Consider the following 14,110-nt stretch of genomic DNA (forward strand, 5'->3'; position numbering starts at 1 on the left):
CCAGAATGACGCTTTCCTCTTCGCGCCGCTCGTTCCTGAAGGCCACCGCCGCGGCGGCGACGGCCTCGGCGGCCGGCATTCCGCTGGCCGGCCCGGCCCTGGCCGAAGCGGCCGACGGCATCCGCTGGGACAAGGCCGCCTGCCGCTTCTGCGGCACCGGCTGCTCGGTTCTGGTGGGCGTGAAGGACGGCCGCGTGGTGGCGACGCAGGGCGATCCCGAGGCGCCGGTGAACCGCGGCCTCAACTGCATCAAGGGCTATTTCCTGTCCAAGATCATGTATGGCAAGGATCGGCTGACCACGCCGCTCCTGCGCAAGACGAACGGCGTCTACGACAAGAACGGCGAGTTCGTCCCGGTCTCGTGGGACGAGGCCTTCGACATCATGGCCGAGAAGTGGAAGGCCACGCTGAAGGCCAAGGGGCCGGAAGCCATCGGCATGTTCGGCTCGGGCCAGTGGACGATCTGGGAGGGCTACGCCGCGGCCAAGCTGATGAAGGCGGGCTTCCGGTCGAACAACCTCGATCCGAACGCGCGGCACTGCATGGCCTCGGCGGTGGCGGCCTTCATGCGGACCTTCGGCATCGACGAGCCGATGGGCTGCTATGACGACCTCGAGGCCGCGGAAACGTTCGTGCTCTGGGGCTCGAACATGGCCGAGATGCACCCGATCCTTTGGTCGCGCATCACCGACACCCGCCTGACGAAGCCCGGCTGCGAAGTCCACGTCCTTTCGACCTTCGAGCACCGCTCGTTCGAGCTGGCCGACAACGGGATGATCTTCACGCCCCAGACCGACCTCGCGATCCTGAACTACATCGCGAACTACATCATCCAGAACGACGCCGTGAACTGGGACTTCGTGAACAGGCACACGACGTTCATGAAGACGAAGACCGACATCGGCTATGGCCTGCGCCCGACCCACGCGCTGGAAGACGGCGTCGATCCCAAGACCACCGGCGACATGGAGCCGATCACCTTCGAGGAGTTCAAGGCCGCCGTCGTCGACTACACGCTGGAGAAGGTCGCGGCGCTTTCGGGCGTGCCGGCCGAAAAGCTGGAACGGCTGGCGAAGCAGTACGCCGACCCGAACCGCAAGGTCATGTCGCTGTGGACGATGGGCTTCAACCAGCACACCCGCGGCTCGTGGGTGAACTCGAACTGCTACAACGTTCACCTGCTGGTCGGAAAGATCTCGGAGCCGGGCAACTCGCCCTTCTCGCTGACGGGCCAGCCGTCGGCCTGCGGCACCGCGCGCGAGGTCGGCACCTTCTCGCACCGGTTGCCCGCCGACATGGTGGTGACGAACCCCGAGCACCGCGCCCACACCGAGGAACTCTGGGGCCTGCCCGAGGGCACGATCCCGGAAAAGCCCGGTGCCCATGCGGTCCTGCAGAACCGGATGCTGAAGGACGGCAAGATCAACGCCTACTGGGTGCAGTGCAACAACAACATGCAGGCCGCGCCCAACATGAACGAGGAAGGCTGGCCGGGCTACCGCAACCCCGAGAACTTCATCGTCGTCTCCGACCCCTACCCGACCGTCACCACGATGGCCGCCGACCTGATCCTGCCCACCGCCATGTGGGTCGAGAAGGAAGGCGCCTACGGCAACGCCGAGCGCCGCACCCAGTTCTGGCGCCAGCAGGTGGAAGCCCCCGGCGAGGCGCGCTCGGACCTGTGGCAGCTGGTCGAGTTCTCGAAGCGTTTCACGGTCGATGAGGTCTGGCCGGCCGAGTTGCTGGACAAGAAACCCGAACTGCGCGGCAAGACGCTTTACGAGGTGCTCTATGCCAACGGCGTGGTGAACCGCTTCCCGCTCGAAGAGACGGCGGAGGGCTTCGGCAACCAGGAGAGCCGCGACTTCGGCTTCTACCTGCAGAAGGGCCTGTTCGAGGAATATGCGGCCTTCGGTCGCGATCATGGCCACGACCTCGCCGACTTCCAGACCTATCACCAGGCCCGCGGCCTGCGCTGGCCGGTCGTGGATGGCAAGGAAACGCTCTACCGCTTCCGCGAAGGCTATGACCCCTATGTGAAGCCCGGCGAGGGCGTGAAGTTCTACGGCAACAAGGACGGCAAGGCCAAGATCATCTTCGCCCCCTACGAGCCGCCGGCCGAGATCCCGGACGCCGAGTTCGACCTGTGGCTGGTCACGGGGCGGGTGCTGGAACACTGGCATTCGGGCTCGATGACGCGCCGGGTGCCGGAACTCCACCGCGCCTTCCCCTCGGCCGTGGTCTTCATGCACCCCGAGGATGCCGAGGCGCGGGGCCTCAAGCGCGGGCAGGAGATCGAGATCTCGACCCGCCGCGGCCGGATGCTGAGCCGCATCGAGACCCGCGGTCGCAACAAGATGCCGAAGGGTCTAGTGTTCGTCCCGTGGTTCGACGAGGGGCAGCTGATCAACCAGCTCACGCTCGATGCGACCTGCCCGATCTCGAAGGAGACCGACTACAAGAAATGCGCCTGCAAGGTGGAGCGCGCCTGACATGCCCGCCCGCCCCGCTTCCCCCATCGACCGACGGCGCTTCCTCACGGATGCGGCCCGCGCGGCGGCGGGTTGCGCGGTGGCGGGCACGCTTCTGGCGCTTTACGCCCGCGACGCGCGCGCGCTTCCGGCCGAGGCGCTGCGCCCGCCGGGGGCGCTGGCCGAGGACGACTTCCTCGGCGCCTGCATCCGCTGCGGCCTCTGCGTCCGGGCCTGCCCCTATGACACGCTCTCGCTGGCCGAACTGGGTGAGGGGCCGGCCACCGGCACGCCCTTCTTCACCGCGCGCCGGATCCCCTGCGAGATGTGCGACGACATTCCCTGCGTCGTGGCCTGCCCGACGGGCGCGCTCGATCCCGGCCTGACCGACATCGACCGGGCCAGGATGGGCATCGCGGTGCTGGTGGATCAGGAGAACTGCCTGAACCTGCTGGGGCTGCGGTGCGACGTCTGCTACCGCGTCTGTCCGGCGATCGACCGCGCGATCACGCTGGAAAGCCAGCACAATCCCCGCTCGGGCCACCACGCGATGTTCCTGCCCACCGTCCACGCCGACCATTGCACCGGCTGCGGCAAGTGCGAGCAGTCCTGCGTCCTGCCCGAGGCGGCGATCAAGGTCCTCCCCGCCCGTCTCGCGCGGGCGACACCGGCCGAGCACTACCGCCTCGGCTGGGAGGAGATGGAAAAGAAGGGCGCGCCGCTGGTCGAGGGGATCGTCGATCTGCCCGACCGGCTGCCCGAAGCGGTTCCCGACTTCCAGCCGCTGATGACATTGCCCGGAGGACAGCCATGAGCGGGCGATACCCCGGCCGCGAGGCCATCGCCCGCAAGGGCCGGCTCGGCGCCCACCGCTGGCTGATCCTGCGGCGGCTGTCGCAAACCGTCTTCCTCGGCCTGTTCCTCCTCGGACCCTGGGCCGGCATCTGGTGGGTGAAGGGCAATCTCGCCGGGTCGATGACGCTCGACCTGCTGCCCCTGACGGACCCGCTGGTGCTGCTTCAGGGGTTGGTCGCCGGGCACTGGCCCGAGATGACGGCGCTTGTCGGGGCGGCCCTCGTGGTTGCCGCCTATCTGCTCGTCGGCGGGCGGGCCTACTGCTCGTGGGTCTGCCCGGTGAACCCGGTGACGGATGCGGCCCACTGGCTTCATGTCCGCCTCGGGCTGCCGAAGGGCTGGCAACCCAAGGCCTCCACCCGGCTCTGGCTGCTCGGCACCGTCCTTGCCGTCTCGGCCCTGACCGGCACGACCGCGTGGGAGCTGGTCAACCCGGTCACGATGCTCCAGCGCGGGATCGCCTTCGGGATGGGCGCGGGCTGGACGCTGATCGGGGCCGTCTTCCTCTTCGATCTGCTCGTGGCGCGGCGCGGCTGGTGCGGGCGGCTCTGCCCCGTGGGTGCCTTCTACGGCCTGCTGGGCAGGACATCGCTCGTCCGCGTCTCGGCCACGAGGCGCGCGGACTGTGACGACTGCATGGACTGCTTCGCCGTCTGCCCCGAGATGGCTGTCATCACCCCCGCCCTGCGCGGCCAGACCGCCGACACGCCGATCATCCTCTCGGGCGACTGCACCAACTGCGGCCGCTGCATCGACGTCTGCGACCGCGACGTCTTCCGCTTCACACACCGTTTCGACACGCGCCCCGCCCCGGGCCGCGATGCTGCCCCCCCTTCCCCGGCCGGCCGCGACCGAGCCGCTTGAGATCACGGAGATCCGCCATGAAACCGCTTGCCTTCCTCGGCGCCCTGACCCTTCCCGTTGCCCTCGTGGCGGGCCTTGCCTTCGCGCAGTCGCAGGTGGGGACAGCCGCGGCGGTGGAGTCGCTCCGCGGCGCCGACCCGGACGTGGATGTCACGACCGCGCCCGTCTTCCACCAGAACAAGCAACGCTTCGTGCGCAACTATCGCCTTCAGCCGCCGCTGATCCCGCACTCGATCGACAAGTATCAGATCGACATGAAGGCGAACGAATGCCTCGCCTGCCACGAATGGCGCAAGTCGGGCGAGCGTGGCGCGCCCACGCTTTCGATGACGCACTACCAGGACCGCGATGGCCTGCAGACCGACACCGTCGCGAGCCGCCGCTGGTTCTGCAGCCAGTGCCACGTTCCGCAGGCCGACGCCCCCGCGCTGGTCGAGAACCTCTTCCAGTCTTCCGGCCAGTAAGGACGCACTCCGATGCCCAGCAACACTCCCCGCCCGGGTCTCCTGCGCCGGGTCTGGCACCTCCTTGTGTCTCCTTCCGGGATCCTGTCGGTCGGCCTCCTCCTGATCGCCGGCTTTGGCGCGGGCATCCTGTTCTGGGGCGGCTTTCACACTGCCCTCGAGATGACCAACAAGGAGAGCTTCTGCATCTCGTGCCACGAGATGAAGGACAATGTCTTTGCCGAGTATCAGGGCTCGGTGCACCAGAACAACGGCTCGGGCGTGCGCGCCACCTGCCCGGACTGCCACGTTCCCAAGGAATGGGGTCCGAAGATGCTGCGCAAGATCAAGGCCTCCAAGGAGCTGTACGGGCACTTCATCACCCATTCGATCTCGACCCCCGAAAAGTTCGAAGAGCGGCGGATCGAGCTTGCGGCAAACGAATGGGCCCGGATGAAGAAGAACGACAGTCAGGAATGCCGCAACTGCCACAGCTTCGGCTTCATGGATTTCACCATGCAGGAAAACCGCGCGGGCGCCGATCACCAGCGCGCGCTGGACGAGGGCAAAACCTGCATCGACTGCCATCAGGGCATCGCGCACGACCTGCCCGCGAACTACCTCGACCGCTACCAGGAAGTGGTGGACGATCTCGAGACCCGCGGCGTCCTGCCCGCGCGAAAGGCGCCCGAACTGGCCGACATCCGCAGCTTCCTTGGCACCGACACGGACGGCTGACCGACGAACTGGCCTTCCGGCACGGGGGCCGCCCATCCCGAGGCGACCGGCGGCGGCATCCATGAAAGGTGCCGCTTCTGCTTTTCCTGAAGTGCGGTTACGCCGTCCGGGCGACGCGACGCAATGCCGCGGGATGACAGGACCCGCTTCGCGTTGCATCTTCGGCCAAAGGGCCCAAGGTCCGAGGCATCCGGGTGCGTCCTGCCCGGAGGAAGCCTGCGCGGCAAGATCCGCCGCGCCGGTCTGGGGATTGATGCGGCCTTGTTCCGCGGATCAGGGAGACCCGGTTGATGATGCGCGTGCTGCTCTCCATTCTGATGGCGACCGCGGTGCTGTCGGGCCCCGCCCACGCCGAGACGCCGTTTGAAAGGCTGAAGGCGCGGTTCTTCGGCAGCGAGACCGAGGGCATCGCCCGCTCGAACGGGCGCATCGAGGCGCAGTCGATCGACGTGGCGGCCAAGGTGGCAGGCCGTGTGATCGAGGTGCCGGTGTCCGAGGGGCAGATCGTTTCGCCGGGCGACCTGGTGGCGCGGCTCGACGACCGCGACGCGCAGGCGCAGCTTCTGGCCGCCAAGGCGGCCCTGATGCGCGCCCACGCCGGCCTGAGCGTGGCCGAGGCGAGCGTCGCCCAGACCGAAAGCTCGCGGACGGTGGCCGAGACGAACCGGGATCGGGTCGTGAAGCTGCACGCGGACCGGCATGTGTCCGACGCGGTGCGCGACGATGCCGTCAACGCGGCCGTCGCCGCCGCGGCGGCGCTGAAGATGGCGAAGGCGCAGGTCTCGGAGGCCGAGGCGCTGATCGCCGCGGCCGAGGCCGATCTTGCCCGCGCCGAGATCGCGCTGGAGGATCTGACGATCACGGCCCCCGTCCGCGGCCGTGTCGTCTATCGGCTGCGCGAGCCGGGCGAGGTGGTGGCGGCGGGCGCGCCCATCGCCACGATCCTCGACCTCTCGGACGTCTACATGAACATCTATCTGCCCGCCGCCGATGTGGGGCCACTCGTCCTGAACGACGAGGCGCGCCTGATCCTCGACCCGGCGCCGCAATATGTGATCCCGGCCCATGTCACCTTCATCGCGCCCGAGGCGCAATTCACGCCAAAATCCGTCGAGACCGCCTCCGAGCGCGAGGATCTCGTCTTCCGGGTGAAGCTGCGCGTGCCAACGGAGCTGCTCGCCCGCTTCGAGGACCAGATCAAGACCGGCGTGCGCGGCATCGGCTTCGTGCGGACCGAGCCGGGGCGGGCCTGGCCGGCCGATCTGGCCGTGACGCTGCCGGACTGACGGATGCGACCGGCCGCCGAGATCGCGGGTGTCTCGCACCGCTACGGAGCCGCGGTCGCGCTCGATGAGGTGAGCCTTGCCATTCCCGCGGGCTGCATGGCGGGGCTGATCGGGCCGGACGGGGTGGGGAAATCGACGCTTCTTGCGCTGATCGCGGGGGTTCGGCGGCGGCAGCGGGGCCGCCTCTCGGTCCTCGGACATGACCTGAGCCGCCGCACGGAACGTCAGGCCCTGTTGCCGCGCATCGCCTACATGCCGCAAGGGCTCGGCCGGAACCTCTACCCGACGCTGACGGTGCGCGAGAACCTCGAGTTCTTCGGCCGGATCTTCGGGCAGAAGGCCGCCGAACGGCACCAACGGATCGACATGCTGCTGCGGGCGACCGGGCTCGATCCCTTCCCCGACCGGCCGGCGGGCAAGCTGTCGGGCGGAATGAAGCAGAAGCTCTCGCTCTGCTCGGCGCTGATCCATGACCCCGACCTGCTGATCCTCGACGAGCCGACGACCGGCGTCGATCCGCTGTCGCGCCGCCAGTTCTGGGAGCTGATCGGCGCGATCCGGGGCCACCTGCCGGGAATGAGCGTCCTCGTCGCCACCGCCTACATGGAAGAGGCCGACCGCTTCGACTGGCTGGCCGCCATGGATGCGGGGCGCGTGATCGCCACCGGCAGCCCGGACGATCTGCGCGCCCGCACCGGGGCCGACACGCTCGAGACCGCCTTCATCCGCCTGCTCCCGGAGGGCGCCGATGCCGCGCCGGTCGTGCTGCCGCCGCGCCATGCGCAGCCGGCCGCCACGCCCGCCATCGAGGCGCGCAACCTGACCAAGCGGTTCGGCGACTTCACCGCCGTCGATGACGTGAGCTTCACCATCCCCGAGGGGGAGATCTTCGGCTTCCTCGGCTCGAACGGCTGCGGCAAGTCCACCACGATGAAGATGCTGACCGGCCTGCAGGATGCGACCGAAGGCGAGACGCGGCTCTTCGGGGAACGGCTGGCGGCCTCGGACATGCAGAGCCGGATGCGGATCGGCTACATGTCGCAGAGCTTCTCGCTCTATGGCGAGCTGACGGTGCGCCAGAACCTGATGCTGCACGCGCAGCTTTATGCGCTGCCTGCGGCGCGGCGCGGGCCGCGGGTGGACGAGGTGATGGACGAGTTCGACCTTGCCGACGTGGCCGGGCAGATGCCCGAGAGCCTGCCGCTCGGCATCCGCCAGCGGCTGCAGCTTGCGGTGGCCACGATCCACGAGCCGCGCATCCTGATCCTTGATGAGCCCACCTCGGGCGTGGACCCGCTGGCGCGCGACGACTTCTGGCGCAAGCTCATCGTGCTCTCGCGCGAGCGTGGGGTCACGATCTTCATCACCACCCACTTCATGAACGAGGCCGAGCGATGCGACCGGATCTCGCTCATGCATGCGGGCAAGGTTCTGGAGGTGGGCGCCCCGGCCGAGATCGTGGCGCGCCGCGGCGCCGCAAGCCTCGAGGAAGCCTTCATCGGCTGCCTCGAGGACCAGCTTGGCCGCGACCCGGCCGCGGGCCCGGTGCTCTCCCTCGACGGACGGAGCGCCCCCGCAGGCCGGGTCCGTCGCGCCTTGACGCGGATGCAGGCCTACAGCTGGCGCGAGACGCTCGAGCTGATCCGCGATCCGATCCGGCTGTTCTTTGCCCTTGCCGCGCCCGTGATCCTGCTGCTGACCATGGGATACGGGATCTCGTTCGACGTGGACCGGCTGAGCTTTGCGGTCAATGATCAGGACCGCAGCGCGGAAAGCCGGGCGCTGATCGAGCAGTTTTCCAGCATCCGCCAGTTCGACCAGCAGGAGGATGTCGCCAGCCGGGCCGATCTCGACGCCCGGATGATGCGGGGCGAGCTGACCGTGGCGCTCGAGATACCCGACGGGTTCGGCCGCGACATCCGCCGCGGGTCGGTTCCCGAGGTCTCGTTCTGGATCGACGGGGCGATGCCCTTCCGCGCCGAGACCGCCCGTAGCTATGCGACGGGGGTGCTGCAGGCCTTTGCCTCCAGCCACCTGCGCGAGGAGGGACGCGCCACCGCCGCACCCGTGACGGTCGAATCCCGGTTCCTCTTCAATCAGGCCTTCCTTTCGGCCAATGCGATGGTGCCCTCGATCATCATGCTGATCCTGATGCTCGTGCCCGCGATCATGGCCGCGGTCTCGGTGGTGCGCGAGAAGGAGAGCGGCACGATCGCCAACTTCCGCTCGACCCCGGTCGGGCGCGCGGAGTTCCTGCTGGGCAAGCAGCTGCCCTACGCGGTGATCGCATGGGGCAGCTTCTGGATGCTGTTCGTCGTGGCCCGCACGCTCTTCGGCGTGCCCTTCAGCGGCAACCTCGGGGCGCTGGCCCTGATCTCGGCGCTTTATGTCGGTGCGGCGACCGGCTTCGGCCAGCTGCTGTCCTCCTTCACGCGGACGCAGGTGACGGCCGTCTTCGCCACGTCGATCATCACCATCATCCCGACCATCAACTTCTCCGGGCTGATCGTGCCGGTCTCGTCGCTCTCTCCGGCCGCACAGGCGGTCGGGCGCGCCTTCCCGGCCGCATGGTATCAGCCCGCCTCGGCCGGCAGTTTCGTCAAGGGCTTCGGCTGGGCCGAGCTCTGGCCGGTGGCGGCGGTGCTGGCGGGCTTCTGCGTCGGCTATCTCCTGCTGTCGGTGCTGGCGCTGCGCAAGCAGGAGGCGTGACATGGCCTTCCAGAGCCTCCGCAACATCCTGCGACTGACGATCAAGGAACTGCGCGCCATCCGCGGCGACCGGGTGATGATCCTGCTGATGGTCTATGTCTTCACCATCGCGACCTGGCTTGTTTCGGATGCGGCGAACACCGACATCCGCAATCTCTCGGTCGCAGTGGTGGACGAAGACCGCAGCCAGCTTTCGGGCCGGCTGGTCGGCGCGATCCGCGAGCCGCTCTTCACCCCGCCCGAGCTTCTGTCGGCGGCCGAGGCCGAGGCGGCGCAGAATGCGGGCCGCAAGGTGCTCGTGGTCTCGATCCCGCCCGGCTTCGAGCGGCACCTGCGGCGCGGAGACGGGGCCAGCCTGATGATCCTGATCGACGCCACGGCCGTGTCGCAGGCCGGCAACGGCGCAAGCTTCCTCAACCGGCTGCTGCTGGACGAGATCGCGGCCTACCTTCGCCCCGGAGAGCCCGCTTCGGCCCTCGTCTCGGTCGAGATCCGCAACCGCTTCAATGAGAACCTCGACGGCACCTGGTTCACCGCCGTCATGCAGCTGATGAACTCGGTCACCATTCTCACGCTGATCCTTGCCGGCTCGTCCATGATCCGCGAGCGCGAGCATGGCACGATCGAGCATGTGCTGGTGATGCCGGTCCATCCTCACGAGATTGTCTTCTCGAAGGTGCTGGCCACAACCGCCGTGATCCTCATGGCCTCGGTCCTCAGTCTGGTCTTCGTGATCAAGGGGGCGATGGGCGTGCCGATCGACGGGTCGCTGCTTCTCTATTCGGCGGGGGCCGCGCTCTATGTGGTGGCGGTGGCCAGCCTCGGGCTGCTGCTTGCCTCGTTCACGCACAACATGGGGCAGTTCGGGCTTCTGGTGCTGCCCGTCATCATCGTGATGTTCCAGCTTTCGGGCGGGATCACGCCGCTCGAATCCATGCCGGTCTGGCTGCAGATCACCATGCGCCTCATCAGCCCCTCGCCGCATTTCGTCTCGTTCGCCCAGTCGGTGCTTTACCGAGGGGCGGGGGTCGAGCTTGTCGTGGGCGAGATGGTGGCCATGGCGGCCATGTCCGGGGTGGCGTTGACGGTGGTCCTGCGGCGCTTCCGCCGGGTGCTTTCCGCCTGACGGCCGGTCTTTTGGAGCACGCCCGCGCCGACACGGCCGCTTGAGCCCGGAACACAGCCGGCGTAGGGTTCGGATATGTGCGTCCCGATCAAAATCCGACAGGCAAGCTCATGAAATCGGCACAGTTCGCGGCGCTGAGGCTGGGTGCCTGCATTCTTGCCGTCTGCGGCATGGCCGTGTGGGGCGTGTGGTCGTGGCGCGAGGAAATCACCACTCTCGAGGAGCAGGGTCTTGCGAAGTCCCGGCTGATTGCACTTTACACCGAGAGGTTGATCCAGACCCAGCTGATCCTGCAAGAGGCTCTCCTGCGCGACCTGTCGGGCCAGCCGGGCCAGCCGGGCGAGTTGCCCGGCTTCGAACGGTTCGGCAGTTTGCTCACGGATATCGAGACGCTGCATAACGCGTCCGGCGGTGTTGCCATTCTCGATACGGAGGGCCGAATCCGGGAAGCGGGCCCGCTCTATCCGCAGGACTACGTTTTCCCGATCGACGACTACCACGCCGCCAGCGCCCAGGGGACGACGGTCTATATCGGCCGGACGAACATGCCCGATGCCGTGTCCGACCGGCTCTACGTGGCCCGTGACTTTTCTGCGCCGGGCCTGGAAGGCATCTTCGTCTCGATGGTGACGCTGGACTCGGTCCGCGCCTTCCTGCAGCAGGTCGCACCCCAGCCCGATGAGGCCGCCTCTCTCCTGCGGGACGACGGATATCTCCTGCTGCGCCGGAATGTCTCGCGGCCGATGATGCTCGATCCCGCCGCTCCGGCGATGCAGGCGCTGCAGGGCCAGCTTGCGGGCAGCTACCGGGCCGTGGCCGTGTCCGACGGGGTGGACAGGCTCTATGCCTTCACCCGCCTGTCCGACCTGCCGCTGGTGGCCAATTACGGGATGCCGGTCTCGGCCGTGCGCGCCGGCTGGCTGTGGCGCGTCGGGCCGATCTGGATGTTCGTCGGGCTGCTCGCGCTCTTCATCTATGTTCTGGCGGGGCGGATCCGGCGCGCGATGGAACTGAATGTCGAGGCGCTCGAGACGCGGCAGAAGCTCGAGGCCACGCAGAAGGTGGCCGAGCAGCGCGCCCGCCTGATGCAGGAGCTGAGCCACCGGGTGAAGAACAACCTCGCGCTGGTTCTGGCGCTGATCGACCGGCAGATCCGCACGCGCGGCCGGATAGAGCCGGCCGAGCTGCGGGGACGGATCATGGCCATCGCCGAGGTCCATTCCATGCTCTTCGCCGCGGGCGACCGCTACGATCTGGACTTCGGGCGCCTCATCGATCGGCTGAGTTCGAGCGAGGCGCTGATCCCGCCGGAACGGGCGCTCACGGTCGAGCGCGACGTCGAGACGGGCATCCGCATCGGGCCGGACAGTGCCGTTCCGCTGGCGTTGGCCGCCACCGAACTGCTGACGAACGCGGTGAAACATGCCCACCCCGACGGCCGGCCCGGCCGCATCCATGTGGGCCTGCACCGGATCGATCCCGACTGTGCGCAACTGACGATCTCGGACGACGGGGTCGGGATCGTCACGGTCAAGGGCACGCGCCACTCAGGCCTCGGCATCGTCGAGGCGCTGGTGGGGCAGGCCGATGCCACGCTCGAGCGTCGGGATGGCGACGGCACCCGGTTCATCCTCACCTTTCCGATCCGCGGCCATGTGACCGTCGATCTGCCTGCCGGCAACGTGGTGCGCATCGCCGCGGCCTCGTGACCACCGGAACGGGCCCGGCGCAGGCTGGCACAGGCGCCGAGGCGCTGCTAGCCTCGCATCATGGACTCGATCTTCATCCTCACCGGGGCCGGCATATCGGCGGAAAGCGGGCTCGGCACCTTCCGCGACAAGGACGGGCTCTGGACGCGCTACGATCTTCGCCGGGTTGCCACGCCCGAAGGGTTCCGCGCCGATCCCGCGCTCGTGCATGACTTCTACAACATGCGTCGGCGAAACTGCCTCGAGGCCACGCCGAACGCCGCCCACGAGGCGCTGGCCCGGCTGCAGCGCCAGCGGCCGGGCCGCGTGACGCTGGTCACGCAGAATGTCGATGACCTGCACGAGCGCGCAGGGTCGCCCGAGGTGATCCACATGCACGGCGAGCTGCTGGGCGCCCTCTGCGCGGCCTGCGGCCACCGCTGGCACGCGCCCGAGCGGATGGCGGCCGATGACCCCTGCCCCGCCTGCGCCCGCCCCGCGACGCGGCCCGACATCGTCTGGTTCGGCGAGATCCCCTACCGCATGGACGAGATCCTCGAGCGGCTGTCCCGTGCCACGCTCTTTGCCGTCATCGGCAGCTCGGGCGAGGTCTATCCGGCGGCAGGCTTTGTCGAGGAAGCGGCTGCACGCGGCATCGCCACCATCGAGATCAATCTCGAACCCGGCAGCCGCAGGGATCTCTTCGATCGCGGCCTCCATGGCCCCGCAAGCGAGACAGTGCCGCGCTGGGTGGAGGAGCTGCTGCAGGCGTGACCCTGTGCCCCGGTCGGAATGAACAGGCAAAATCCTGCCGCATTTATTCAGGATTGCGCCTTGCACCCGGCGGCGGGTGCGACGATAAGGCGCCCTTTCCTGAAGGGAGGTTCCGTTGATGGACCGCGCGCTGGACAGTCTGGATGACCTCGCCACCCTTGGCCTTGTCGATCCGGCCGAGGAGCGGCTGGCCGAGGTGGCGCGCGCCTTCCGCATCCGCGTGACATCCCAGATGGCCGCCGCCGCCGCGGATCCTGCCGTCGCGCGCCAGTTCGTGCCCACGGTGGACGAGCTGGAGATCCGCCCGGAAGAGCTTGCCGATCCCATCGGAGACGAGGCGCGAAGCCCGGTGCCGGGCCTCACCCACCGATACACGGACCGCGTGATCCTGCATGTCACGCGCACCTGCGATGTCTATTGCCGCTTCTGCTTCCGCCGCGAGGTCGTGGGCAGCGAGGGCCTCCTGTCGGATGCGGACTTGACCGCCGCGCTCGACTACATCGAGGCCACACCCGCGGTTCGCGAGGTGATCCTGACGGGGGGCGACCCGTTGACCCTCTCTCCGCGGCGGCTGCGCGGAATCATCGAGCGGCTCGGGCAGATCGCTCACCTCGATCAGGTGCGCATTCACAGCCGCGTGCCGGTCGTGGCCCCGCAACGGGTGGACGAGGACATGATCCGCGCCCTGCTGGGGCCGGTGCCGGTCTGGATCGTGGTTCATGTCAACCACGCGGCCGAGCTGCGGCTCGACGCGCGCGCGGCGCTGGGGCGGCTTGCCGATCGTGGCGTGCCGCTGCTGTCGCAATCGGTTCTTCTGCGCGGCGTGAATGACAGCGCGGACACGCTCGAGGCGCTGTTTCGCGCGCTCCTCCGGCTGCGGGTCAAGCCCTACTACCTGCATCATTGCGACCTCGCCCGCGGGGCCGGCCACTTCCGCACCTCGATCGCGCAGGGGCGCGCGATCATGGCCGAGCTGCGGCGGAGGATCACGGGGATCGGCCTGCCGACCTATGTGCTCGACATCCCCGGAGGCTTCGGCAAGGTGCCGGTCACGCCCGACCATGTCATCCCCGACGGCCCCGGGCGCTGGCAGGTCCGCGACCCCCAGGGCGGCGTGCACCGCTACGAGGACCCTGCCTGAGCCGCGGACGGGCAA

The 14,110-nt window shown here is 68.4% G+C and carries 11 protein-coding genes; all 11 read left to right on the forward strand.

Annotated features, from left to right (window positions below; translation table 11 throughout):
* Positions 1 to 5 precede the first annotated feature (5 nt).
* The 11 genes from napA to LV780_RS15445 all read left to right on the forward strand — a co-directional run bounded on the left by napA (position 6) and on the right by LV780_RS15445 (position 14,095).
* Entirely contained in the window at positions 6 to 2,492 is a 2,487-nt protein-coding gene (gene napA, locus LV780_RS15395) for a nitrate reductase catalytic subunit NapA (protein WP_108220679.1), read from the forward strand.
* A 1-nt stretch (position 2,493) separates the two neighbouring features.
* Positions 2,494 to 3,285, forward strand: coding sequence for a ferredoxin-type protein NapG (gene napG / locus LV780_RS15400; RefSeq protein WP_108220680.1), 792 nt, complete (start codon positions 2,494 to 2,496; stop codon positions 3,283 to 3,285).
* Entirely contained in the window at positions 3,282 to 4,190 is a 909-nt protein-coding gene (gene napH / locus LV780_RS15405) for a quinol dehydrogenase ferredoxin subunit NapH (protein WP_108220681.1), read from the forward strand. Before napG ends, napH begins: the two co-directional genes overlap by 4 nt.
* 17 nt (positions 4,191 to 4,207) lie before the next feature.
* Positions 4,208 to 4,654 carry a nitrate reductase cytochrome c-type subunit gene (locus LV780_RS15410; protein ID WP_108220682.1) on the forward strand — a complete coding sequence of 149 codons (447 nt, stop codon included), beginning with the start codon at positions 4,208 to 4,210 and terminating at the stop codon, positions 4,652 to 4,654.
* A 12-nt stretch (positions 4,655 to 4,666) separates the two neighbouring features.
* A complete protein-coding gene (locus LV780_RS15415; RefSeq protein ID WP_108220683.1) occupies positions 4,667 to 5,371 on the forward strand; it encodes a NapC/NirT family cytochrome c in 705 nt (234 codons plus the stop codon).
* A 290-nt stretch (positions 5,372 to 5,661) separates the two neighbouring features.
* Positions 5,662 to 6,657, forward strand: a complete 996-nt coding sequence (locus tag LV780_RS15420; protein ID WP_108220734.1) for an HlyD family secretion protein — start codon at positions 5,662 to 5,664, stop codon at positions 6,655 to 6,657.
* 3 nt (positions 6,658 to 6,660) lie between these two features.
* Positions 6,661 to 9,366, forward strand: a complete 2,706-nt coding sequence (rbbA, locus tag LV780_RS15425; protein WP_108220684.1) for a ribosome-associated ATPase/putative transporter RbbA — start codon at positions 6,661 to 6,663, stop codon at positions 9,364 to 9,366.
* Position 9,367: 1 nt separating this feature from the next.
* Positions 9,368 to 10,492 carry an ABC transporter permease gene (locus tag LV780_RS15430; protein WP_011910158.1) on the forward strand — a complete coding sequence of 375 codons (1,125 nt, stop codon included), beginning with the start codon at positions 9,368 to 9,370 and terminating at the stop codon, positions 10,490 to 10,492.
* Positions 10,493 to 10,602: 110 nt separating this feature from the next.
* Positions 10,603 to 12,201, forward strand: a complete 1,599-nt coding sequence (locus tag LV780_RS15435; protein WP_233864130.1) for a sensor histidine kinase — start codon at positions 10,603 to 10,605, stop codon at positions 12,199 to 12,201.
* A 60-nt stretch (positions 12,202 to 12,261) separates the two neighbouring features.
* Positions 12,262 to 12,954 carry an NAD-dependent deacylase gene (locus LV780_RS15440; RefSeq protein ID WP_108220686.1) on the forward strand — a complete coding sequence of 231 codons (693 nt, stop codon included), beginning with the start codon at positions 12,262 to 12,264 and terminating at the stop codon, positions 12,952 to 12,954.
* A gap of 118 nt (positions 12,955 to 13,072) precedes the next feature.
* The gene (locus LV780_RS15445; RefSeq protein ID WP_011910155.1) at positions 13,073 to 14,095 is read left to right on the forward strand and encodes a lysine-2,3-aminomutase-like protein; all 1,023 of its coding nucleotides are present in this window, start codon (positions 13,073 to 13,075) and stop codon (positions 14,093 to 14,095) included.
* Positions 14,096 to 14,110 lie beyond the last annotated feature (15 nt).

Origin of the sequence: Cereibacter azotoformans, from assembly GCF_021391315.1 — a bacterium.
Taxonomy (GTDB): Bacteria; Pseudomonadota; Alphaproteobacteria; order Rhodobacterales; family Rhodobacteraceae; genus Cereibacter_A; species Cereibacter_A azotoformans.

Excerpts from the sequence above, each read along its gene's own strand:
- napH (WP_108220681.1), top strand. The coding sequence starts at position 3,282 with ATGAGCGGGCGATACCCCGGCCGCGAGGCCATCGCCCGCAAGGGCCGG.
- LV780_RS15430 (WP_011910158.1), top strand. The coding sequence starts at position 9,368 with ATGGCCTTCCAGAGCCTCCGCAACATCCTGCGACTGACGATCAAGGAA.
- napA (WP_108220679.1), top strand. The coding sequence starts at position 6 with ATGACGCTTTCCTCTTCGCGCCGCTCGTTCCTGAAGGCCACCGCCGCG.
- napG (WP_108220680.1), top strand. The coding sequence starts at position 2,494 with ATGCCCGCCCGCCCCGCTTCCCCCATCGACCGACGGCGCTTCCTCACG.
- LV780_RS15410 (WP_108220682.1), top strand. The coding sequence starts at position 4,208 with ATGAAACCGCTTGCCTTCCTCGGCGCCCTGACCCTTCCCGTTGCCCTC.
- rbbA (WP_108220684.1), top strand. The coding sequence starts at position 6,661 with ATGCGACCGGCCGCCGAGATCGCGGGTGTCTCGCACCGCTACGGAGCC.
- LV780_RS15435 (WP_233864130.1), top strand. The coding sequence starts at position 10,603 with ATGAAATCGGCACAGTTCGCGGCGCTGAGGCTGGGTGCCTGCATTCTT.
- LV780_RS15415 (WP_108220683.1), top strand. The coding sequence starts at position 4,667 with ATGCCCAGCAACACTCCCCGCCCGGGTCTCCTGCGCCGGGTCTGGCAC.
- LV780_RS15445 (WP_011910155.1), top strand. The coding sequence starts at position 13,073 with ATGGACCGCGCGCTGGACAGTCTGGATGACCTCGCCACCCTTGGCCTT.
- LV780_RS15440 (WP_108220686.1), top strand. The coding sequence starts at position 12,262 with ATGGACTCGATCTTCATCCTCACCGGGGCCGGCATATCGGCGGAAAGC.
- LV780_RS15420 (WP_108220734.1), top strand. The coding sequence starts at position 5,662 with ATGATGCGCGTGCTGCTCTCCATTCTGATGGCGACCGCGGTGCTGTCG.